The 22,538-nt window shown below is 73.8% G+C and carries 20 protein-coding genes; 14 read left to right on the top strand and 6 right to left on the bottom strand.

The features are described from left to right. Positions 1 to 35: 35 nt before the first annotated feature. Together ACYU96_RS00555 and ACYU96_RS00560 are read right to left on the bottom strand one after the other, a co-directional pair. On the bottom strand, positions 36 to 1,463 hold the full coding sequence (locus ACYU96_RS00555; RefSeq protein WP_460748059.1) for a sensor histidine kinase: 1,428 nt from the start codon (positions 1,461 to 1,463) through the stop codon (positions 36 to 38). Continuing rightward, positions 1,463 to 2,146, bottom strand: a complete 684-nt coding sequence (locus ACYU96_RS00560) for a response regulator transcription factor (protein WP_460748061.1) — start codon at positions 2,144 to 2,146, stop codon at positions 1,463 to 1,465. The genes ACYU96_RS00555 and ACYU96_RS00560 overlap by 1 nt, the downstream gene beginning before the upstream one ends. A gap of 242 nt (positions 2,147 to 2,388) precedes the next feature. Between ACYU96_RS00560 and ACYU96_RS00565 the strand changes: the two genes are divergently transcribed. The 3 genes from ACYU96_RS00565 to ACYU96_RS00575 are packed head-to-tail and all read left to right on the top strand — an operon-like array spanning position 2,389 to position 5,434. After that, the gene (locus ACYU96_RS00565) at positions 2,389 to 3,501 is read left to right on the top strand and encodes a hypothetical protein (protein ID WP_460748063.1); all 1,113 of its coding nucleotides are present in this window, start codon (positions 2,389 to 2,391) and stop codon (positions 3,499 to 3,501) included. Then, positions 3,498 to 4,514, top strand: coding sequence for an ABC transporter ATP-binding protein (locus ACYU96_RS00570; RefSeq protein WP_460748064.1), 1,017 nt, complete (start codon positions 3,498 to 3,500; stop codon positions 4,512 to 4,514). The genes ACYU96_RS00565 and ACYU96_RS00570 overlap by 4 nt, the downstream gene beginning before the upstream one ends. Next, a complete protein-coding gene (locus ACYU96_RS00575) occupies positions 4,511 to 5,434 on the top strand; it encodes an ABC transporter permease subunit (protein WP_460748066.1) in 924 nt (307 codons plus the stop codon). The genes ACYU96_RS00570 and ACYU96_RS00575 overlap by 4 nt, the downstream gene beginning before the upstream one ends. Here ACYU96_RS00575 and ACYU96_RS00580 read toward each other — a convergent pair. Beyond that, entirely contained in the window at positions 5,415 to 5,549 is a 135-nt protein-coding gene (locus tag ACYU96_RS00580; RefSeq protein WP_460748067.1) for a hypothetical protein, read from the bottom strand. The genes ACYU96_RS00575 and ACYU96_RS00580 overlap by 20 nt on opposite strands. 168 nt (positions 5,550 to 5,717) lie before the next feature. On the opposite strand from ACYU96_RS00580, the gene ACYU96_RS00585 reads away from it, so the two are divergent. Both ACYU96_RS00585 and ACYU96_RS00590 read left to right on the top strand, forming a co-directional pair. Then, positions 5,718 to 6,839, top strand: a complete 1,122-nt coding sequence (locus ACYU96_RS00585; protein WP_460748069.1) for an ROK family protein — start codon at positions 5,718 to 5,720, stop codon at positions 6,837 to 6,839. Positions 6,840 to 6,937: 98 nt separating this feature from the next. After that, positions 6,938 to 7,864 carry a glycoside hydrolase family 16 protein gene (locus ACYU96_RS00590; RefSeq protein ID WP_460748072.1) on the top strand — a complete coding sequence of 309 codons (927 nt, stop codon included), beginning with the start codon at positions 6,938 to 6,940 and terminating at the stop codon, positions 7,862 to 7,864. A gap of 133 nt (positions 7,865 to 7,997) precedes the next feature. On the opposite strand, the gene ACYU96_RS00595 is transcribed toward ACYU96_RS00590, so the two are convergent. Next, positions 7,998 to 9,440 (bottom strand): alanine/glycine:cation symporter family protein, encoded by a 1,443-nt coding sequence (locus ACYU96_RS00595; RefSeq protein WP_460748073.1) that lies wholly within the window; start codon positions 9,438 to 9,440, stop codon positions 7,998 to 8,000. Positions 9,441 to 9,940: 500 nt separating this feature from the next. On the opposite strand from ACYU96_RS00595, the gene murA reads away from it, so the two are divergent. The 5 genes from murA to ACYU96_RS00620 all read left to right on the top strand — a co-directional run bounded on the left by murA (position 9,941) and on the right by ACYU96_RS00620 (position 16,095). Continuing rightward, complete coding sequence (gene murA / locus ACYU96_RS00600; RefSeq protein WP_460748074.1) at positions 9,941 to 11,257, top strand: UDP-N-acetylglucosamine 1-carboxyvinyltransferase; 1,317 nt, start codon at positions 9,941 to 9,943, stop codon at positions 11,255 to 11,257. Between the two features lie 91 nt (positions 11,258 to 11,348). Then, positions 11,349 to 12,101, top strand: coding sequence for a lysophospholipid acyltransferase family protein (locus ACYU96_RS00605; protein WP_460748076.1), 753 nt, complete (start codon positions 11,349 to 11,351; stop codon positions 12,099 to 12,101). Continuing rightward, on the top strand, positions 12,098 to 13,177 hold the full coding sequence (locus ACYU96_RS00610; RefSeq protein ID WP_460748077.1) for an NAD(P)H-dependent glycerol-3-phosphate dehydrogenase: 1,080 nt from the start codon (positions 12,098 to 12,100) through the stop codon (positions 13,175 to 13,177). Before ACYU96_RS00605 ends, ACYU96_RS00610 begins: the two co-directional genes overlap by 4 nt. A gap of 118 nt (positions 13,178 to 13,295) precedes the next feature. Next, complete coding sequence (locus tag ACYU96_RS00615; protein ID WP_460748080.1) at positions 13,296 to 14,876, top strand: AMP-binding protein; 1,581 nt, start codon at positions 13,296 to 13,298, stop codon at positions 14,874 to 14,876. 43 nt (positions 14,877 to 14,919) lie between these two features. Further along, entirely contained in the window at positions 14,920 to 16,095 is a 1,176-nt protein-coding gene (locus ACYU96_RS00620) for a trans-sulfuration enzyme family protein (protein WP_460748082.1), read from the top strand. Between the two features lie 42 nt (positions 16,096 to 16,137). Here the strand turns inward: ACYU96_RS00620 and ACYU96_RS00625 are convergent, their stop codons facing one another. Further along, positions 16,138 to 17,835 (bottom strand): aldehyde dehydrogenase family protein, encoded by a 1,698-nt coding sequence (locus ACYU96_RS00625; protein WP_460748083.1) that lies wholly within the window; start codon positions 17,833 to 17,835, stop codon positions 16,138 to 16,140. Between the two features lie 202 nt (positions 17,836 to 18,037). Between ACYU96_RS00625 and ACYU96_RS00630 the strand changes: the two genes are divergently transcribed. From ACYU96_RS00630 to ACYU96_RS00645, 4 genes are all read left to right on the top strand, one after another. Further along, positions 18,038 to 18,640, top strand: coding sequence for a PucR family transcriptional regulator (locus ACYU96_RS00630; protein ID WP_460748086.1), 603 nt, complete (start codon positions 18,038 to 18,040; stop codon positions 18,638 to 18,640). A gap of 52 nt (positions 18,641 to 18,692) precedes the next feature. Next, complete coding sequence (locus tag ACYU96_RS00635; protein WP_460748088.1) at positions 18,693 to 19,880, top strand: D-alanine--D-alanine ligase family protein; 1,188 nt, start codon at positions 18,693 to 18,695, stop codon at positions 19,878 to 19,880. A gap of 147 nt (positions 19,881 to 20,027) precedes the next feature. Further along, positions 20,028 to 20,801: an MBL fold metallo-hydrolase gene (locus tag ACYU96_RS00640; RefSeq protein WP_460748089.1), complete on the top strand. Its 774-nt coding sequence runs from the start codon at positions 20,028 to 20,030 to the stop codon at positions 20,799 to 20,801. Between the two features lie 13 nt (positions 20,802 to 20,814). Next, positions 20,815 to 21,354: a hypothetical protein gene (locus ACYU96_RS00645; RefSeq protein WP_460748090.1), complete on the top strand. Its 540-nt coding sequence runs from the start codon at positions 20,815 to 20,817 to the stop codon at positions 21,352 to 21,354. Positions 21,355 to 21,397: 43 nt separating this feature from the next. Here ACYU96_RS00645 and ACYU96_RS00650 read toward each other — a convergent pair whose 3' ends face one another. Then, complete coding sequence (locus ACYU96_RS00650) at positions 21,398 to 22,531, bottom strand: epoxide hydrolase family protein (protein WP_460748093.1); 1,134 nt, start codon at positions 22,529 to 22,531, stop codon at positions 21,398 to 21,400. Positions 22,532 to 22,538: the final 7 nt, after the last annotated feature.

Consider the following 22,538-nt stretch of genomic DNA (forward strand, 5'->3'; position numbering starts at 1 on the left):
AGGACCTGGCCGAGGGCTCTGCCCGGGCCGAGGGCTCAGGCGGCCCGGGGCCACACGACCGTGAACCGGGCGCCGCCGTCGGGCGAGTCCCCGACGGCCACCCGGCCACCCCGGCGGCGCACGAGCCCGGCCACCAGGGCCAGGCCCAGCCCGGAGCCACCGGAGGCACGGGCGCGGTCGTCCGAGACCCGGTAGAACCGGTCGAAGACCTTCGCCCGGTGCTCCGCGGGCACGCCCGGACCGTCGTCGTCGACCAGGACGCGGACGCTGGACCGGGCCGAGAGCACCGAGACGACGACCCGCGTGCGGGTGTACCTGCGGGCGTTGCGCAGCAGGTTGTCGAGGACGAGCTCGACCTCGGTCTGCGCCGCGGCCGCCCACGCCTCGCCGGTCATGGCGTTGACCGCGATCGGCACGGGCTGGTCGCCGGCGCGTGCGACCGCCGCGCGGACCTCGCCGACCAGGTCCACGTCGTCCGACGGCGGCAGCTCCCCGGCGTCCGAGCGCGCCAGCGCCAGCAGCCCGTCGAGCAGCGCCGACAGCCGTTCGGCGTCGGCCAGCACGTCGGCGTGCACCTCCTGCGAGAGCCGCGGGTCGGGGTCGGCCGCCGCGACCTCGGACTGCACGCGGATGGACGCCACGGGGGAGCGCAGCTCGTGCGCGGCGTCGCCGGTGAAGCGCCGCAGCCGTTCCGCCGTCGCGTCCTGGCGGTCCAGCAGGACGTTGAAGTCGTCGGCCAGGGCGCGCAGCTCGCCCGGGGCGGTACCGGGCACCGAGACGCGGGCGCCGGGCGCGAGCCGGCGCACGGACTGCCGCATCCGGGCGACCGGCCGCAGCGCGGACCCGACGGCGAACCAGATCGTGACCCCGGCCACGACCGTCCCGGCGAGCGCGACGACCACCAGCCACCGGCTGCCCGAGTCCTCGGCGGCGCGCTGCCCCACCAGGCCGGTCCCGGCCAGCACGAGGCGCTGGCTCCCGTCGGGGGCGGTGACCACCGTGCCGTGCCGGCGCACGGGCGGTCCGGTGGTGCCGTCCTCCGCGGCCGGCGGGACCGTGGTGACCGGCGTGCCGGCCTTCAGCGCGCGGACCTGGCCGCGGGTGAGGGCGGGTGCGGTGGCGGCGACGTCGCCCGGGGCGGGCTCGCCGTCGTCGACCGGGTCGCCCGCGGTGTCCAGGACGTGCACCTCCAGGCCGTCGGGCGTGACGGGCGCCCGGCCGGCGGCGACGTCGCGGGCGGCACCGGCCAGCGTCCCGGCGAGCTCGTCGTCCACGGCGTCCGTCAGGAGCGGACCGAGACCCCGGGCGGCGATCACGGCCAGCCCCAGCAGGGACACCAGCGTGACCACCACGGCGATGGCAGTGATCCGCTGCCGCAGCGACGTGCCGGCCAGGCGCGGCCCGGTCCCGGGCCCCTGCTTCTCGTGCCCGCCGGCCCCGGGCCGGCGTGGTGACGCCCGCACTAGCGTGGCTCCCCGAGCTGGTACCCGTGGCCCCGGACGGTCCGCACCAGGTCTTCCGCACCGGCGGCGGCCAGCTTGCGGCGCAGGTAGCCGACGTACACCTCCACCGCGTTCCGGGTCGCGGCCTGCTCGTCGCCCCAGACCTCGCTCAGCAGCTCCTGCTTGGTCCACACCGTCCCGGCCCGCGCGGCCAGCGCCTCCAGCAGCAGGTACTCGCGCGGGCTCAGGGGGACGTCGACGTCGTCGTAGCGCACCGCGCGGGTCCCGCGGTCGATGGTCAGCGGCCCGAGCTCGATCCGTCCGCGCGTGCTGTCCGCTCCCGCGCGTCGCAGGGTCGCGCGCAGCTGGGCGACCAGCACCACGAAGGAGAACGGTTTGACCACGTAGCCGTCGGCGCCGAGGTCCAGCCCGTCGGCCTGGTCCACCTCGCCGTCCTTCGCCGACACGAGGAGCACAGGCGTCGTGACGCCCGCGGACCGCAGCTCCTGCAGCACGCGGTACCCGGACAGGCCCGGGATCATGATGTCGAGGAGGATCGCGTCGAACGACCCGGTGCGCGCCTGCCGCAGCGCCGTCGGCCCGTCGGCGGCGACGGTCACGTCCATCCCCTCGGCGCGCAGCCCGCGATCCAGCGCCTTGCGCAGGCCCGGCTCGTCGTCGACCACGAGAATCTGGGGCCTCATGCCTGCCAGCATGCCGTACCCGCCCGGCTCCCCACACCTCACGGCGCGGCCGGTGCCGGACGCCGGTCACGCCGAAGTGGCGGGTGGCCGCGGTTCCACCGCGCAGGATGGCCTGGTGGTGTGCCGGACATTCTCAGCGTCGTCTCAGCCGGGGCTGTCGTCTCAGCGTCGTCTCAGGTGGTGGCGGGCATCGTTGAGGGTGTCGGCGCAGGACACCGGGTACGAGAGCGAAGGAGCGGGACATGAGGCGGACGACGAAGGCGCTGGTCGCAGCCGGGTCGGGGATCGCGGTCGGGGCCGCGGGCCTCGTGCTGACCACGCTGCCGGCCGGCGCGGACGACGCACCGGTGCTGCCCGAGGTGGACGCGGAGCAGCTGGTCACCTCCGCCCTGGAGGCGCAGCCGCCCGCGTTCGCGGGCGTGGCCGAGGTGGACAACCAGCTCGGGCTGCCCCCGGTACCCGGGACGGAGGCGCTCGACTTCGAGTCGGCGCGGGTGTTCCACGACGGCCAGGAGAGCGCCCGGATCCAGGTCGAGCGGGCGGCGTCCGAGCTGACGTTCGTGAAGAGCACGGACGAGGCATGGGCCTACGACTCGGCCGAGCACACGGCGAGGCACTTCACCTGGGACGCGGCCGACGCCGCGGCCGCCGAGGAGCGTGCCGAGGGCGAGCTGGCGGACCCGTCGCAGGCGGCGGCCGAGATCATCGCGCGGCTCCGGCCGACCAGCGACATCTTCGTGGACGGTACGGCGCGGGTCGCGGACCGAGCCGCGTACGAGCTCGTCCTGACGCCGAAGCCGTCGGAGAAGACGCTGCTGCGCGAGGTCACCGTCGCCATCGACGAGGAGACGCGCGTCCCGCTGCGGTTCGACGTGTTCGCCAACGGCACGTCGGACCCCGTCCTGTCGGCCGGCTTCACCGAGTTCGAGCTCGGCGCGCAGGCCGCGGACCTGTTCGAGTTCACGCCGCCGGAGGGCGCCCAGGTCGAGACGACCGAGGCGGACGACGTCGCGCACGAGAAGGGCGAGCACGGCGGGAAGCGCGCCGAGGACCTCCAGCAGGGCGCGACGACGGTCGGCGACGGCTGGGACACGGTCGTGATCGGCGAGGTTCCCGCCGGGGCGGGGCCCGGTGACGCGGCACCGTTCGGGCAGGAGCTCGGCGACCGGCGCGGCGGGGACGACGAGGACCTCAGCTCGATGCTCGGCCAGATCGGTGCGCCGGTGTCCGGCGAGTTCGGCACCGGGCTCCACGTCCAGATCGCCGTCGGTGGCGCCGTCCTCACCGAGGACGGCCGGGTCGCGGCGGGCGCCGTGCCGCAGCAGGTGCTCGTCGACGCTCTGGACCGGCAGTGACGACAGCGCACACCGCGCGCACGGCGGTGCCGGAGGCGGGCAGGGCCTCCGGCGCCGCCGTCGCGGCGCGCACCCGGGGACTGCGCAAGGTCTATCGCGGCGTGGTCGCGGTGGACGGTGTCGACCTCGAGGTCCCGCAGGGCGCCGTGGTCGGGATGCTGGGGCCGAACGGCTCCGGCAAGACGACGACCATCCGGATGCTGCTCGGGCTCGTCCAGCCGACCGAGGGCGAGATCGAGCTGCTCGGGGTGCCGGTGCCGGGAGACGCCCACCGGGTGCTGCCGCACGTGGGCGCGCTCGTGGAGGGTCCGGGGTTCCACCCCTTCCTGTCGGGCCGGGAGAACCTGCTGCGGCTCGCCGCCGCCGAGCCGCTGCTCTCCGGGGCGGAGCTGTCCGGTGCCGTGTCCGCCGCGCTGGAGCGGGTCGGACTCGCCGGCGCCGCGCACCGCAGGTACCGCGCGTACTCGCTCGGCATGAAGCAGCGCCTGGGGCTCGCCTCGGCGCTGCTGGCGCCGCGCCGGCTCGTCGTGCTGGACGAGCCGACGAACGGGCTCGACCCGGCCGGGACGCAGGAGGTCCGCCGGATCATCGCCGAGCTGCACGCACAGGGCGTGACCGTGCTCGTCTCGTCGCACCTCCTGGCGGAGGTCGAGGCCACGTGCACGCACGTGGTCGTGCTGAACCAGGGTGTCGTCGTCGCGCAGGGCGCGCTGGACGACCTGCTGGAGTCCGGCAGCCCGACGCTGCTCGTGGCCACGTCCGACGCCGCCTCCGCCGTGGACGCGCTCCGGGAGCACCGCGTCCCCGCCCGGCTCGCCCCGGACGGCGTCCGCGTGGACCTCACGACGGCGACGTCCGCGGCCGTCATCGAGATCCTGGTCCGCGCCGGTGTCGGTGTCGACGAGGCCCGCCGGGAGCGCACCGGCCTGGAGGAAGCGTTCGCCCGGCTGACGCACGACGTCGGCGACGTCGTCGGCGAGCTGGACGCCGGGGAGCAGGAGATGGCCCGATGACCACCCAGGACCGGACCGTCGTGCCGGCACCCGGCACCGCCCCCGCCGGGCCGCTGCCCGCTGCCCGTCGCGCCCCGCTCGTGCGCCTGGTGCGGGCCGAGGTGCGGTGGATCTTCCGGCGTCCGCGGACGCTCGTCGTGCTGGGCCTGCTCGCGGCGCTGCCGGTGATCACGGGCGTCGCCCTCGACCTGACGCTGGGCGGGTCGGGCACGCCTGCCGGGGGCGAGCCGGGCGGCCCCGGTGGCTCGGGCGGTGGCCCGCCGATCTTCGTCACGATGGCGACCAGCGCCTTCGTGCTGCCGCTCGGGTCGCTCATGACGCTGCTGATGCTCATGCTGCCGCTCACGGTGGCGATGGCGAGCGCCGACGCGCTGGCCGGCGAGCAGTCCCACGGCGCGCAGCGCGGCTGGCTGCTCGCGCCCGTGGCCCGTGGCCGGCTCCTGGTGGTCAAGGCCGTGGGCGTGCTCGTCGTCGCCCTGGTCTCGTCGGGGCTGGTCGTCGTGTCCGGCTTCCTGACCGGGCTCGTCCTGGCCGGGACCGACGGCCTGGTGTCGATGTCCGGGACGGAACTGTCGATGGCCGACGTGCTGTGGCGGCTGGCCGTCGCGGTCGCGTGGGCGACGGTGTACCTGATGGCGGTGGGCGCCGTCGCGCTGGCGATCTCGGCGTGGACCGAGCATCCCGTGCTCGTGGTGGTGAGCGTGCTCGGCGGGCTGATCGTCTCCGGGGTGCTGATGCAGATCTCGGCCCTGGACTGGCTGCACCCCTACCTGCTGCCGACGTCGGTGACCGGCCTGGTCGACCTGATCCGGGACCCGGTGTCGTTCGGCGGCCTGGGCGAGGGTGCGATCCGGGCGGGGAGCTATCTCGTCATCGGCCTGTCGCTGGCGTACGCCCGCATCACGACCAAGGACGGCTGACCTCGCCCCGCCGCTCCGGTGCGTCGGCGTAGCGGCTGAGGGCGCGCCCCTCGCCGTCGGCGCCGAACGCGTGGCCGGTCGGGTAGAGGCGGGTCGTCACGAAGTCGACGTGCACGTCGCGGCGCGCCGTGCCCCGGCGAACCGGCACCCGGCCTGCGGCGACGTGGTGCGTCGTGGCGTGGTGCCGCCCGCCGTCCCCCGCACTTCCGTGGCATCTTGGGGGAAGCTGCCAGGTGCCAGGGAGGTGGGTGCGACGCGCGTCGGACCGGCGGGACTCAAGGACATGCGACGTTCGAACGAGCACGCCGTGCTCGGCCTGCTCTACGAGGGCAGCCCGCGTACCCGGGCCGAGCTCGCGCGCGAGACGGGGCTGACCAAGCCGACCGTCTCGGCCGCGCTGGCCACCCTGGCCGGGGCCGGGCTCGTGGAGCGGGTCGAGGACGGCGTGTCCAAGTACGGCGCCGAGCCGTTCCGCGCGGCCGGGGCGCGGTACCCGGTGCTCGCGGTCGACGTCGGGACCCGGCACGTCCGGGCGCAGCTCGCGGGCCTGGACGACACCCTGCTCGCGGAGGGCGTGGCCGACGCCGAGCACACGACCGTGCAGGAGACGTCGCGGCTCGTGGCCGTCCTGCGCGACCGGCTGTTCGCACGGGCGGGTCTCGACCCGGGCAGCCTCGCGTCCGTGGGCGTCGGGGTGCCCGGCGTCGTGCGGTCCGACGGCCGCGTGGCCCGGGCGGGTGGCATCGCGGGGCTCGACGGGTTCCCGCTCGCCGACGAGCTCTCGCACGGCCTCGGCGTGCCCGTGCACGTCGACAACGACGTGAACCTCGCGGCCACGGCCGAGCACCGGTACGGGGCGTGCCGGGAGATCTCCGACTTCGCGCTGCTGTCCGTGGGTGCCGGCGTGGGGTCGGCCCTGGTGCTGGGCGGGACGGTGCGACGCGGGGCCCGGGGGAGCGCGGGCGAGCTGGACGTGCTGTTCTCCGCGGGGGAGCGCGCAGGCCTCCTGACCGATCCCTCGGGGACGGGGGTCGTCGCGGGGGCCGGGCTGCACGGTGCGGACGACGTCCCGCGGCTGTTCGACGACGCGGCGGGGGACCCGGCGGCCCGCGCGCTGATGGAGCGGTCGGCGCGCGGCGTCGCGGAGCTCTGCGCGGTGCTGGTCGCCGTCGTCGACGTGGGGACGGTGGTGCTCGCCGGCGGCGTCGGGGCGGCGCTCGAGGCCGGGGCCCGGGCGGCGCTCGAGAAACGGCTCGCGGAGCTGACCGTCTGGCCCGTGCGCGTGCTGCCCAGCGGCCTCGGCCGTTCCGGGACGGTCATGGGCGCGCGGATCCTCGCGGTGGAGGCGACGCGCGACGCCCTCTTCGCCGAGAAGATCGGAAGGACTCTTTACAAGGTGTCGTGAGGCGCCCTACGTTGGGGGCGCGGCGCCCGCCGGGCGTCGGCAGACCCGGTACGGACGAGGGAGAAGCGTCGATGTCGAAGCGTCAGCCTGCGCCACCCGTGAGCAGCCCCGATCGATCCAGTCCCGCACGACGGCGCCGGTTCCGGGCCGGGCTCGCCGCCACCCTCGGCGCCGGGCTCGCCGGGGCCGCCGTCGTCCCCCTCACGGGAGGTGCCGTCGCCGCCGAGCCCGCCGCCGCGCTCTTCGACGACTTCTCCTACGAGAGCAACGCGGACCCGGACCTCGGCGGGCGCTGGACCCTGCGGAGCGGGGGCGGCGGCCCCGGACTGGCCGGGGTCTCGTGGAGCCCGGACAAGATCGGCTTCGAGGACCGCGACGACGAGCGCGTGATGCGGCTCGAGGTCTCGTCCGCGGGCGCTGCGTCGAACACCGTCCAGGCGGAGATCTACACGCCCGAGCGCAAGTTCCGCGAGGGGACCTACGCGGCGCGCGTGAAGTTCACCGACGCCCCCGTGTACGGGCCCGACGGCGACCACGTCGTCGAGACGTTCTTCTCCATCACGCCGCTGCGCTACGACTACGACCCCGACTACGGCGAGCTCGACTTCGAGTACCTGCCCAACGGCGGCTGGTCGGCGCCGCAGGCGTTCTACGTGACGAGCTGGGAGACCTACCGGCCCGACCCCTGGGACGCGCTCAAGGACTACGACCAGATCAACGAGAGCTTCGCGGGCTGGCACGACCTCGTGGTCACGAACGACGGCGCGGAAGCGGTGTACTACATCGACGGCGTCGAGGTCGGGCGGCACTACCCGCCGAACCTCCCGAAGAGCGACCAGACGATCAACTTCAACCTCTGGCTCATCAACGACGGCGTCCTGCCCACGGGCGAGGCGCGCGCCTACGAGCAGCTCGTCGACTGGGTGTACTTCGCCCAGGACGAGGTGCTGAGCCCGTCCGAGGTCGCGCAGCAGGTCGGCGGCCTCCGCGCGGGCGGCGTGGAGTACCAGGACACGGTCGGCTGAGCGGGACGCACCGCGTCACCCTCCGCGCCGGTCCACGTAACGCGCGTCGAGGGCACGGCGGCGGCCCGACCAGAGCTCCTGGTCGGGCCGCCGCCGTGCCCTCGACGCGGGGTCGCTCAGGCCTGGACGTCGCTCAGACCTGGACGGAGTCGCGCTCGACGTCGGGGTCGGGCGTGCCCTCGCCCTTCACGACGCGCGACCAGTAGCCCCTGATCTCGCGGCGCAGGTCACCGGACATCAGGTACAGGCAGAGGATGTTCGGCACGGCCATCGCGAAGATCGCGGCGTCCGAGAAGGCCAGCACGGAGTCGCTGGCACCGACCGCGCCGACCACCGTGAACACGCAGAAGATGACCTTGTAGACGTTCTCCGCGTGGCGGTTGTCGCCGAACAGGTAGCCGGTGGCCTTCATGCCGTAGTACGACCACGACAGCATCGTCGAGAACGCGAAGAGGACCACGCAGACCGCGAGCACGTAGGGGAACCAGGGCAGCGCCGACTCGAAGGCTGCCGACGTCAGCGCGACACCGTCCTCGCCGCCCGTGGACCAGACGCCCGTGATGACGATCGTGAGCGCGGTCATCGTGCAGATCACGACGGTGTCGATGAACGGCTCGAGCAGGGCGACGAAGCCCTCGCTGGCCGGCTCGTCGGTCTTGACCGCGGAGTGCGCGATCGCGGCCGAGCCGATGCCGGCCTCGTTCGAGAACGCGGCACGCTGGAAGCCCATGATGAGGACGCCGATGACGCCCCCGGTGATGCCGTCCGGGTTGAACGCGCCGCCGACGATCTCGCCGAACGCGGCAGGGACCGCGGTGACGTTGCCGAGGATGACGACCAGGCAGGCGACGACGTAGAGGACGGCCATCGCGGGGACGATCTTGTCCGTGACGTTGGCGATCGACCTGATGCCGCCGATGATCACGAGCCCGACCAGGACGGCGAAGCCGATGCCGATCCACAGGCCGAGGTCCTCGACGGAGGCGCCCGCGACGTTCGCGATCTGCGTCGCGGCCTGGTTCGACTGGAACATGTTGCCGCCACCCAGCGAGCCGAGGATCGCGAAGAGGGCGAACAGGACCGCGAGCACCTTGCCGAGGCCGTCGAGGCGGATCGAGGCCAGGCCGTCGCGCATGACGTACATCGGACCGCCGGAGATGGTGCCGTCCTCGTGCACGTGCCGGTACTTCGTGGCGAGCGTGCACTCGGCCATCTTGGTGGCCATCCCGAGCAGGCCGGCCAGGATCATCCAGAAGGTCGCCCCCGGGCCGCCGATGGTGATGGCCACGGCGACGCCGGCGATGTTGCCGAGACCGACAGTCCCGGAGAGCGCCGTGGCGAGCGCCTGGAAGTGCGAGACCTCACCGGGGTCGCTCTTGTCGTCGTACTTGCCGCGCACCAGGTCGATGGCGTGCTTGAAGCCCCACAGGTTCGGGAACCCGAGCCATGCGGTGAAGAACACCGCGGCGACGATCAGCCAGACGACCACGACCGGGACCGCGGTGTCCGCCGTGACCGGGACCGAGAAGAAGACGTACTCAGAGAACTTGTCGAGTACGAGGTTGACGTTGTCCATACAGCTCCCTCAGACAGGGCCACCTCGTGAGGGTCTTCGAGGGGGACCAGTGCGTAGCGTCGTTCTGGCGCTTCGGGACGCACTATGGAACAGGGAACCTAAGGGGCCCGTACAGCGGAACTCAAACCGGACGCGGCCTGCGGTGCCGCGCGGCGTCCCGTGGGTCCGGGCCTGATCCGCAGACCCCCGGGCGTGGACCGCCTTGGTAATATTCCCAGTTGTGACCGACCTCACAGAGATGATTTCCCCGGCATACAGGGTGAAATCGTTGTCCGACGCCGCGCGGCGGCGCGGCGCGGGTCTCGCCGCGCGGCACCGTGCGTGCTGGGTGAAGGTGTAGTGAACGTGAATACTCTCGACGCGGGGCGTGTTGGCACGCTTGTGCCCGGCGGGGCAGGATCATCGGGGCGCACGGCCCGGCGACGACATGTCCCGCGGCACCGGCCCGGCCCGCTGGGCCGGCCATCACTGCCCATCGACGACAAGGCGACGACGAGGACATGAACGACCTTCTCCACGTGAACGGCGGGAACCCGCTGAACGGTTCCATCACGGTGCGCGGTGCCAAGAACTTCGTCTCGAAGTCCATGGTCGCCTCGCTGCTCGGCGAGACCCCGAGCGTGCTGCGCAACGTGCCGCAGATCCGTGATGTCAAGGTGGTCTCGGGGCTCCTGGAGCTGCACGGCGTCGCCGTGAAGTACGACCCCGACGCCGGCATCCTCGACCTGGACCCCTCGAACGTCGAGTCGGCGCACGTCGCGGACATCGACGCGCACGCCGGCGCCAGCCGCATCCCGATCCTGTTCTGCGGCCCGCTCCTGCACCGGCTCGGGGAGGCTTTCATCCCCGACCTGGGCGGCTGCCGCATCGGCGACCGGCCGATCGACTACCACCTGGACATCCTGCGCCAGTTCGGCGCCGTGGTGGACAAGCGGCCCAACGGCATCCACCTGCGCGCGCCCCGCCGCCTGCAGGGCACCAGGATCTCGCTGCCCTACCCGAGCGTCGGGGCGACGGAGCAGCTCCTGCTGACCGCCGTCCGCGCCGAGGGCATCACCGAGCTCACCGGGGCGGCGATCGAGCCCGAGATCATGGACCTCATCGCCGTGCTGCAGAAGATGGGCGCGATCATCTCGGTCGACACGGACCGCGTGATCCGCATCGAGGGCGTCGACCGGCTCGAGGGCTACAACCACACCGCGCTGTCCGACCGTATCGAGGCGGCGTCGTGGGCCTCGGCCGCGCTGGCCACCGGCGGCGACATCACCGTCAAGGGTGCGACGCAGCCCGAGATGACGACGTTCCTCAACACGTTCCGGAAGGTCGGCGGCCGGTTCGACGTGCAGGACGACGGCATCCGCTTCTGGCACCCGGGCGGCGACCTGAAGTCGATCGTGCTCGAGACCGACGTGCACCCGGGGTTCATGACGGACTGGCAGCAGCCCCTCGTCGTCGCGCTCACCCAGGCCAAGGGCCTGTCGATCGTGCACGAGACCGTGTACGAGAACCGCTTCGGCTTCACCGACGCGGTGCGCAAGATGGGCGCCACGATCCAGGTCTACAAGGAGTGCCTGGGCGGCGGGGCGTGCCGGTTCGGCGCCCGCAACTTCCACCACTCCGCGGTGATCTCCGGCCCGACGCCGCTCGCCGCCGCGGACATCGAGGTGCCGGACCTGCGCGGCGGCTTCAGCCACCTGATCGCCGCCCTCACCGCCAAGGGCCGGTCCACGGTCCGCGGCATCCGCCTCATCGACCGCGGCTACGAGAACTTCCAGGACAAGCTGGTCGCCCTCGGCGCCGACGTCTCCCGCGACTGACGCGCCTCCCGGAGCCGCCGCAGCCCTGACGCCGGGCCCGGCGGCTCCGGACAGCACAGCCGCTGCGCGAGACACAGTAGAGTTTGGCCTCGTGCCCATCGCCCGTCCTGACTCCGTCGCGTATCGCGCCGTGGCCGTCGTCGTCCGCAACGTCCTCTTCAGCATCTGGCGCTACGACTGGCGCGGTCAGGAGAACCTGCCGACGGACGGCGGATTCATCGCGGCGGCGAACCACGTCACCGAGGCGGACGCCCTGTCGCTCGCCCACTTCCTGTTCGACAGCGGCTACGAGCCGCGGATCCTCGCGAAGCGCGGCCTGTTCGAGTCGCCCGTCGGCTTCATCCTCAGGGCGACGAGGATGATCCCGGTGGACCGCGGCTCGAAGGCGGCCGCGGAGTCCCTCGTCAACGCCGGCAACCAGCTCGGCGACGGCGCCTGCGTGGCGATCCTCCCCGAGGGCACGCTCACCCGGGACCCCGACATGTGGCCGATGGTCGGCAAGACGGGGATGGCGCGCCTGGCGCTCGCCTCCCGGCTCCCGGTCGTCCCCATCGCGCAGTGGGGTGCCCACCGCACGCTGGCCCGGTACGGCAGGGTGCCGAAGCTGTTCCCCCGCAAGACCGTCACGGTGGCAGTCGGCGAGCCGGTCGACCTCTCGGACCTCTACGACCGGCCCACGGACAGCGCCGTGCTGCACGAGGCGACCCGCCGCGTGATGGAGGCGATCACCGAGGTGCTGGCCGAGGTGCGCGGCGAGGAAGCCCCGCAGGCCCGCTTCGACCTGCGCAAGCACCCCGAGTACGAAGCGAAGCGCACCGACTACCCGCCGGTGGAGCGCCCGTGAGCGCCGATGCCCCCGCCCCCGCAGGCCCCGGGCCGACGACGGAGCCGGCCGGGACCACCAGCCAGGACGGGCCGAGCCCGACCCGCGTCGCGGTCCTGGGCTCCGGCGCCTGGGGCACCGCGTTCGCGATGGTGCTGGCCGACGCCGGGTCCGACGTCGTCCTGTGGGGCCGCGACCCGGAGGTGGCACGGTCCGTCACCGAGGACCGCACGAACCCGAAGCGCCTGCCCGGCGTCGTCCTGCCGCCCATGCGGGCCACCACCGACGCGGCCGAGGCGCTCGCGGGTGCCGAGATCGTCGTGGCGGCGATCCCGTCGCAGGTGGCGCGTGCCACGCTCGAACCGATGAAGGACCTGCTGGCGCCCGGCACCGTGGTCGTGTCGCTCATGAAGGGCGTCGAGCGGGGCACGGACAAGCGGATGAGCGAGGTGGTCGCCGAGGCGCTCGCCATCCCGGCAGCGCGCGTCGCGGTGGTGTCCGGCCCGAACCTGGCCCGTGAGATCGCGGAGCGCCAGGTCGCGGCCAGCGTCGTGGCGGCGGCCGACGAGGCGACCGCCCGGTTCGTCGCGGACGCGTGCTCGGCGTCGTACTTCCGCCCCTACACGAACGACGACGTCGTCGGCGTGGAGCTGTGCGGTGCCGTGAAGAACATCATCGCCCTGGCCGTGGGCATGGCCCAGGGCCGCGGCTTCGGCTGGAACACGACCGCGACCCTGATCACCCGTGGTCTCGTGGAGATCACCCGCCTGGGCCTGGAGCTCGGTGCGAGGCCGGAGACGTTCGCCGGCCTGGCGGGCATGGGCGACCTGGTCGCCACCTGCGCGTCGCCGCTGAGCCGCAACCACACGCTCGGGAAGCATCTCGGGCAGGGGCTGACCGTGGACGAGGCGATCGAGGCCACGGGCGGGACGGCGGAGGGCGTCAAGTCCTCGGCGTCGGTGCTGGACCTGGCGCGCACGCACGGCGTGGACATGCCGATCACGGAAGGCGTGGTGGGCGTCATCTCGGGCAGGCTCCCGATCGACGAGCTGGGCGTGGCCCTCCTGTCCCGGCCGCTCAAGTCGGAGAGCATCTGACCGCGTTCTGGGCGTAGCCTGCGGGTGGTCGGCGGGGCCGGGCCCTCCGGGCCCGGGACCGCCGCAGAGCGGAGTCCGTGGCGACGAGGCCCCGGACCGGACGAGAAGGAGCCCGCCCGTGGTCATCAGGTCCCTGTTCGACGACGTCGACATCCCCACCTCGAGCATCTACGACTTCCTCTTCACGGGGCTGACCGAGGACGAGCTCGCCGGGCCCGCGCTCGTCGACGGCACCACGGGTGCCGTGACGACGTACGGCGAGCTGGTCGCCCAGATCGACGCGGCGGCGGGCGGGTTCGCCGCCCGTGGCCTGCGGGCCGGCGACGTCGTCGCGCTGCACTCGCCGAACGCGCCCGCGTTCGCCGTCGTCTTCCACGGGCTGCTGCGCATCGGGGTCACCGTGACCACGGTGAACGCGCTCGCGAACGGCGCGGAGATCGCCAAGCAGCTCACCGACTCGGGTGCGAAGGCCCTGATCACCGTCTCCCCGCTGCTGGCGGCGGCCGTGGCCGGCGCGGAGGGTGCGGGGCTGGGCGACGCCGTCGTCGTCCTCGACGGGGCCGACGGCCACGACTCCTTCCGCGACGTGCTCGCGCAGGCCGGCCCCGTGCCGGACGTCTCGTTCGACGCGGCCACGCACCTGGCCGTGCTGCCGTACTCGTCCGGGACGACGGGACGCCCGAAGGGCGTCATGCTCACGCACCGGAACCTCGTGGCGAACGTCGTCCAGAACGCGGGCCTGGGGCTCTCCCGGGACGACGTCGTCCCGGCGGTGCTGCCGTTCTTCCACATCTACGGCATGACGGTGCTGCTGAACCTCGCGCTGTTCACGCGGGCGACGCTCGTCACGCTCCCGCGCTTCGACCTCGCGCAGTACCTCGGCGTGATCGCCGAGCACCGGGCGACGTACTTGTTCGTCGCCCCGCCGATCGCGCTCGCGCTGGCCAAGCACCCGCTGGTGGACTCCTACGACGTGTCCACGGTGCGGGCGATGATGTCGGGCGCGGCGCCCTTCGACGCGCAGCTCGGGGCGGCGGTCTCCGCCCGGCTGCCGGGGTGCCGGGTGCTGCAGGGGTACGGGATGAGCGAGATGAGCCCCGTCTCGCACGTGATCCCGATGGAGCGCGAGGACATCTCGCCGGGGTCCATCGGCCTGCTCCTGCCGAACATGGAGGCGAGGATCGTCGACCCGGCCACCGGCGAGGAGATCGACCAGCCGTCCGAGGGTGTCTCGGCGGCCGGCGAGCTGCTCTGCCGGGGTCCCAACGTCATGGTCGGCTACCTCCAGAACCCCGGGGCGACGGCCGAGACGATCGAGCCGGACGGGTTCCTGCACACCGGCGACATCGTCACGGTCGACGCCGACGGCGCGTTCTTCGTGGTGGACCGGCTCAAGGAGCTCATCAAGTACAAGGGCTACCAGGTGCCGCCGGCCGAGCTGGAGGCGCTCCTGATCGCGCACGAGGAGATCGCCGACGCCGCGGTGATCGGCGTGCCCGACGAGGAGGCCGGCGAGCTCCCGAAGGCCTTCGTGGTGCGGGCCGCGGGCTCGGAGCTCACCGCGGACGACGTCGTCGCGTACGTCGCGGACCGGGTCGCCCCGTACAAGAAGGTCCGCCTGGTCGACTTCATCGAGGCGGTCCCGAAGTCGGCGGCGGGCAAGATCCTGCGCAAGGACCTCCGGGCGGCCGCGGGCTGAGGCCCGGGCGGGAGACGGTCGGGCCGGCGCGTACGCTCGCGGCATGAGCGATCATCCGACCGGTCTTTCTCCCGCGACCCTGGCCGTGGTCGCCGGGCGCCCGCCGCGCGCGCAGGGCGGCGCGGTGAACCCGCCGATCCCGCTGAACAGCACCTATGTGTCCCAGGGCGCCGTCCCGCCGGGCGAGCTCGCGTACGCGCGCGCCGACACCGACGCGTGGCACGGGTTCGAGGACGCGCTGGCCGCCCTGGAGGGCGCGAGCGAGCGGGGGATCGTGTTCGGGTCCGGCATGGCCGCGATCGCCGCGGCGCTGTCGCTGCTGCCCGCCTCCCCGGAGGCGGGCGGCACGCTGGTGCTCCCGCGGCACGCGTACCAGACCACGCGCGGCTACACCGCCGAGCTCGTCGCGCGGCAGGGCGTCACCGCCCGCGCGGTCGACATCGCCGACACCGGTGACGTCGTCGCCGCGCTGGACGGCGCCGACCTGCTGCTCGTCGAGTCACCGACGAACCCGATGCTCGAGGTCGCCGACCTGCCCGCGCTGCTGGCCGCCGCCCGGGAGCGGGGCGTGCGCACGGTCGTGGACAACACGTTCGCCACCCCGCTCGGGCAGCGCCCGCTGGAGCTCGGGGCGGACCTGGTGCTGCACTCGGTCTCGAAGTACCTCGCGGGCCACTCCGACGTGATCCTGGGCGCGGTCGTCACCGACGACGCCGGGCTCGCGGAGCTGGTCCGCGCGCACCGCACCCTGCACGGCTCGATCGCCGGCCCGTTCGAGGTGTGGCTGGCGCTGCGGGGCCTGCGCACGCTCCCGCTGCGGTTCGAGCGGGCGTGCGAGAACGCCGTCGAGCTCGCGCAGCGGCTCTCCCGGCACCCCGGCGTGGCCGAGGTGCGCCACCCGTCGCTGCCCGGTGACCCGGGGCACGCCCGCGCGTCGGCCCACATGGACGCGTACGGGGCGATCATCGGCGTGCGCCCGGCCCGGGCCCCGGGCCGGACACCGGCCGAGGCCGCCGACGACGTCGTGTCCCGCTGCGGGCTCTGGGTGCCCGCGACGTCGCTCGGCGGGGTGGAGTCGCTGATCGAGCGCCGCCGCCGCTGGGCGACGGAGGCGGAGACGGTCCCGGAGGACCTGCTGCGTCTCAGCGTGGGGACCGAGGACGTCGAGGACCTCTGGGCGGACCTGGACAGGGCCCTGCGGTCTGCGGTCGGGGCCTGAGCCGGTGCCGCGGGCGCGCCGTGCGGACGGCGGCCGCACCGGTCAGGCGCGGAAGGCCGACAGGAGGACCGGCACCAGACGGCCCCAGCTCGGCGTCGCTGCGTAGCGGGTGAGGCGCTCGCCCGTCGCCGCCGCGCTGCGGGCGCCCAGGAACCACGGCGGCTTGGGGAAGAGCGACAGCTCGCCGCCCAGGACCGACCTCGGGAACTCGCGGAACGGTCCGGTCACGACGGTGCGTTCCGGGCCGGCCAGGAGGTGCCCGTTGTGGACGACGTCGATCCCGCTGCCGACGTCCTCGATCGTGCTGCCGGGGAACGCGCCCCATGTGGCGTTCGCCAGGAGGAAACCGACGGCGGTCCAGGCGTTGATCGCGACGGTGCCGTAGCGCAGGCCGGCGATCGCGTCGTCGAAGGCGGCTCCCATCGCCTTCCGGGCGGCCGGGTCGACGACGACGTTCGCCCCGAGGGTCCCGTCGAGGTGGTCGTTCGCGAACGCGACAGCGGCGTGCAGGAAGTCCACGCCCGTGCCCGGCAGCGCCCGCCAGGCGAGCACGGGGGCGAAGTACTCCGTCTCGCACGCCGGGTCGTCGCCCGTGGACTCCAGCAGGACGCGGCCGTTGATCGTCTCCGCGCCCGGGTGGGCGGCGACGGCGTCGGCGATCCGGCCGGCCGAGCCCGGGTACCAGGGCTCGCGCGCGGGCAGGCGCTCGAACGCGCGGCGCAGCTCGCCGAGGAAGGCGTCCTTCTGCGGCCAGTCGTCGCCCAGCAGCACCATCTGCCCGGCGATGCAGTTGTGTCCCGCGTTGTGCAGGCGCATCGTGGCGACGTGCTCGGCCTGGAACCGCAGGTCGGCGTCGGACCACCGGCCGGGCACCACGATGATCGGCGAGACGCCGCCGAGCTCGCTGGTGATCGGGACGGTCAGCCGCGGGTCGTGGTCGGCGCGACGCCGCTCCGCCTCCTCGCCCCGGCCCCAGACGATGGCGTCGTGGGTGGCCCTCGCGCCGGTGATGTGCACGGCGGCGACGTCGTCGTGCGCGGTCAGGTAGGCGCCGTCGGCGCCGTCGCCGGTCACCACGCGGACCGCGCCGACGCGGATCAGGGGCGCGAGGGCCTTCTGGTAGACATCGAGCAGGCCCGCGAAGGTCGGGTTGAGCTTCACGAGCGACGTGCGGTGGTGCGCGACGAGCTGGTAGAACGCGTCGAGCGGGGCGATCGAGGAGATGTTCCCCGCCCCGAGCACGAGACCGACGCCGCCGGTGCTCACCGTGCCGGCGCCGAGCCCGGCCTCGCGGCGCAGCCGCGCGCCGTCGACGCCGGGCGGCATCCAGACCTCGGCGGAGAAGCCGTGGAACAGGATCCGCTGCTGGGCGTTGCGGGGGAGGACCTGGACGGCGGTGCGGCCGCCGGGCGCGGGGCGCACCGGGCGGCCGTCGACCGGCGACCTTCCCCGCGCGATCGCCTCGTACGCCCGGGCGTACGAGGCCGCCGACTCCAGCGCCGCGTACGGTCCGCTCATCCATTCCTCGCCGGCCAGCCGCGAGCCGGCCGGGACGTGCTTGGCGCGCGCGGCGGTCTCGGTCCACTCCCGGGCGGTGTCGGCGACGGCCGCGGACACCTCCCGGAAGACACGGCCCCGGTCGCCGGCGGAGAGCCGCGCCCAGCGCTCGGCGCCGTCGCGTAGCTCGCGCAACGCCAGGTCCAGCTCGGGGCGGGTGGTGTACGCGTCGGCAAGGCTCATCGCTGCGGTCTCCCTCGACTGCTTCGGCCCTGGTGAGCGCCCTGAGCGGCGGAAGCTCGGTGAGTCCGGCCCTCCGTGCTCGGTGCACTGCGTGAGGTGCGATTGTTGTAGTCCGAGTCAATTGTGCCGCTGCGCGCCGGGAGACGCCAGCATCACTGGCGGATGGGTGCGCTCCGGGCGTGATGTGGCTACGCTTCCCCCCATGTCGGACATAGCGGGAGAGGGCGGTAGCGCTTCTGCTGAGGGTCGTCGTGACCTGCACGGGCGGATCGCGGGGCTGACGGAGGCCATCCTCGATCTGCTGCACGGCGTGGAGCCGGACGAGGTCGTCCCGCCCCCGGCCGGCGCGGCGGACCGCGCCGCGCTCCCGGCGTCGGGCACGGCGTCCGCCTGGCCCGCCTCCGCCGGGCAGGTGTCCGACCGCCCCGCCTCCGCGCGGTCGGTCCCGGCCCGGTACGGCGAAGCGCCGCTCGACGCCCTGCTCGTGGCCGACAGCGCCCGCGCGGCCGAGCTGTCGGCGGCCGTGCTCGGAGGCCTGGGCGGACGCGACCCCCGGGACGAGGAGACGCTGGTCCGAACGCTGGAGGTGTGGTTCGACGTCGGAGGGTCGACCGCGGAGGCCGCCCGCGCGCTGCACTGCCACCGCAACACCGTGCTGAACCGGCTGTCCCGCGTGCAGGTGCTGACCGGCCGCGACGTCAGCCGTCCGCGGGACGCCGCGGAGCTCTTCGCGGCCCTGCGCGCCCGCCGTCTCCTCGTGAGCACCTGGCCGGCCGACCTCCACCGCCGCGACGCGGCGTCGTGACGGCGCTCCGCGCTGCGGTCGCGGTGTCCCGGGTCGGGTAGTCTCGGGGCCGATGTCGAACCGCAGCGATGCCCAGCCGCCCGCACCCGAGCCCGCAGGGGCCCCGGACCCGACGGGTGCCTCCGAGCCCGGCCGCAGGCCGCGGGTCGTGATCCTCTTCGGCGGGCGCTCCGGCGAGCACGGGATCTCCGTGGCCACCGCGGGCGGTGTGCTCGGCGCCATCGACCGGGACAAGTACGAGGTGGTGCCGGTCGGCATCACGCCCGAGGGCCAGTGGGTCCTCGCGGACGACGAGCCCGCACGCTGGGCGATCGCCGACGGCCGGACGCGCGAGGTGCCCGCGGCCCCCGGCGAGGTGGTGCTCCCGCTGCGGGCCGGTTCCCGCGACGTGCGGGTGGTCGAGGCGGGCAGGGTCCCCTCGGTGCTCGGCGAGGTCGACGTCGTCTTCCCCCTGCTGCACGGGCCGTACGGGGAGGACGGCACGGTCCAGGGACTCCTGGAGCTCGCCGACGTGCACTACGTCGGGTCGGGCGTGCTCGCCTCCGCCGTCGGCATGGACAAGCACTTCATGAAGATGGTGCTGGCCGCGCACGACCTGCCGATCGGCGCGTACACCGTGGTCCGTCCCGGGGAGTGGGAGGCCCGCCGGGACGAGATCCTGCCCGAGGTCGAGAAGCTCGGTCTGCCGCTGTTCGTGAAGCCGGCCCGGGCCGGGTCGTCGCTCGGCGTCTCACGCGTCGACTCGCTCGACGGCCTGGACGCCGCCGTGCGCGCCGCGCAGGAGCACGACCCGAAGGTGATCGTCGAGGCCGGCCTCGACGGGCGCGAGATCGAGTGCGCCGTGCTCGGGGGGAGGCCCGGGGAGCGCCCGCGGGCCTCGCTGCCCGGCGAGATCGAGGTCGAGGTGGGCGACCACGACTTCTACGACTTCGAGGCGAAGTACCTCGCGGAGGCGGACGTCCAGCTGACCTGCCCGGCGAACCTGCCCGACCGCGTGACCAAGGAGATCCAGGACCTTGCCGTGCGCACCTTCGAGGCGGTCGGGGCGGAGGGCCTGTCCCGGGTCGACGTCTTCGTCACCCCGGACGAGCGAGTCGTCGTCAACGAGATCAACACCATGCCGGGTTTCACGCCCTACTCGATGTACCCGCGCATGTGGGCCGCGTCCGGCGTGCCGTACCCGGAGCTCATCGACGAGCTGATCCGGCTGGCGCTCGAGCGGCCCGTCGGCCTGCGCTAGCTAGCGCGGCCTCGCGGAACTGCCCGCGCCGCGACTGCCCGGTTCGGTCTTCCGCCAGTACCTACTAGATTCATCCTTTACTCCTGAATGTCTGGATGGCACCCTTGCTGGGAACGTCGTCGCAGGTCCAGGGGGTACCGGGTGGTCGTGGTCAGCCAGGTGGCGCCCGATGTCTTCCGGGGCACGGGTACGCACGTCAACTGGTACCTGCTGCGGGAGGGCCGGTTCCTGACCCTCGTCGACGCCGGCTGGGTCGGCGACACCGCCGCCCTCGTCGCGTCGGTGGTCGCGATCGGGTGCGACCCGCGCGACGTGCGGGCGATCGTGATCACGCACGCCCACTCCGACCACATCGGCGGCACGCACCACTTCCGGCGCGAGTACGGCACCCCCGTGCACATGAGCGCGCGCGACGCCGCGCACGCCGCCTCCGGCGAGCTCGAGCAGGCCACGGGGCTCGACATCGTCCGCCGGCTGGGCAGCCCCGGCGTCGCGCGGTGGACGGCCGACGTCGTCCGGGCCGGGGCGCTCCGGCGGCGCCCGCTGCCGGGTGCGATCCCGCTGCCCGACGACGACGGCTCCTGGGAGCCCCTCGATCTCCCCGGCGCGCCGGTCCCGGTGGCGACGCCGGGCCACACGTCCGGATCGACGTCGTACATGCTGCCCGGCGGCCTGCTGGCCACCGGCGACGCCCTGATCACCGGGCACGCCCACTCCCGGCTGACGGGGCCGCAGGTGCCGCCGCGGTACCTCGACCACGACCCGGCGGCCACCGACGCGTCTCTCGCGGTGCTGGCCGGGCTCGACGCCGACGTCGTGCTGCCGGGGCACGGACCGGTCTGGCGCGGATCGCTGGGTGAGGCGACACGGATCGCGAGATGGCGAGCGGACGGCGCGGGCGCCAGCCTGCGCTCGAGATGAGAGAGGCGAGACATTGGCAGCGTTCTGGAAGCTCGAAGGGCTGGCGGAGACCACGTGGACAGCGCGGGTCGACGGCGGCACGCTCACCGTGAGCGGGACGATGTTCCGGCTGAACAACCTGCAACGGGCGCACCTCTCCGGCATCTCCAAGCCGCGCCGGCGGCGCCCCGGCGGGTGGCCGGCGCAGGCGGCGAGCTTCGTCCTGCTGGTCGCGCTGGCCTGGGCGTGCTTCCTGCTGTTCGAGGTGCTCGACCCGCTGTTCTGGATCGGTCCGGCGATGCTCGTGGTCGCGGCGGGCGGGCTCGCACTGTACGGGCAGGTCGGGGCGAAGTGCCAGCCGTTCACCCTGCTGGAGATCGAGGCGAGCACGGGGTACGTCGTGCGCATCTTCGGCTACAACAAGGGCGGCGAGCTCGAACGGCTGCGCGACGCCGTCGAGCGGGCGCACCGCGACGAGACGTACACGTGGCACGAGGAGATGAAGCTGCTCAAGAACGCCCACGAGTTCTGCGAGCTCGAGACCCCGTCGGGCAAGGTGCGGATGGTGTCCTGAGGTGCCGGTGCCCCGTCCTCCGGCGGGCGTGGCGCCGTCGTGCTCAGCGGATCGGACGGAAGAACTCGGTGATGTCGTCGGCGAGCAGCTCCGGCTCCTCGTGGGCCGCGAAATGCCCACCGCGTGGCATCGTCGTGTACCGGGTGACGTTGTAGGTCCGTTCGGCCCAGGAGCGGGGTGGCTGGGTGAGGTCGGCGGGGAAGACGGCGACGCCGGTCGGTACCGTGACCTTCTCGACGCGTCGGCTCAGGCCGCGGGCGTACTCGTAGTAGGGCCGGAACGACGTCGAGATCGTTCCGGTGAACCAGTACAGGGACGCCTGGGTGAGGATGAAGTCGTCCGTGAACCGGGACGCGCGGTCGCCGCCCGGGTCGCTCCAGGCGCGGTACTTCTCCACGATCCAGGCCAGGAGCCCGGTGGGGGAGTCGGACAGGGCGTGGGCGAGGGTGAGCGGCCGGGTGCTCTGCTGATGCTGGTAGCCGCCTTCCTCGGCGTTCCAGCGGGCGACCTGGTCGAGAAAGGCACGCTCGTCCGGGGTCAGGCTCGCGGGGTCGTACTCGTTGGGGGCGGCGACGGCGAGCAGGTGGATGCCTACGAGAGCGTGCGGATCGGCTTCCGCGAGGCGCGAGGTGACTCCGGCGCCGAGGTCGCCGCCGTGGGCGGCGTACCGTTCGAAGCCGAGCTCGTCGCGCAGGAGCCGGTGCCAGATCTCGTGGGTCTGGAGTGCGGGCGGGAGGGTCGGCCGCTGCGGTGAGAACGGGTAGCCGGGCAGCGAGGGGACGATCACCGTGAAGGCGTCGGCCGGGTCACCGCCGTGCTTCGACGGTTCGGCGAGGCGCCGGGCGAGCTCGGCGAGCTCCAGGAAGGTGCTGGGCCAGCCGTGGGTCAGCACTATCGGCAGGGCGTCGGGTCGCTCGCCGTCGAACCGGAGGTAGTGGACCGACGTGCCACCGACCTCGGCGGTGTGGTGCGGCAGGGCGTTGATGCGCGCCTCGTGCGCGCGCCAGTCGTACCCCGAGGCCCAGTACCGGGCGAGGCGGCGTACCTCGGAGGCGTCGGCGCCCGCCTCCCAGCCGTCGACCGGCCACGGCGTGGGCCATCGGGTACGGCGCAGCCGCGTGCGCAGGTCGTCGAGGTCGGTCCGGGACACCGCGATCAGCGGCTGGTGGTCGGTCATATGCCTC

It is taken from the genome of Myceligenerans cantabricum, from assembly GCF_054777735.1.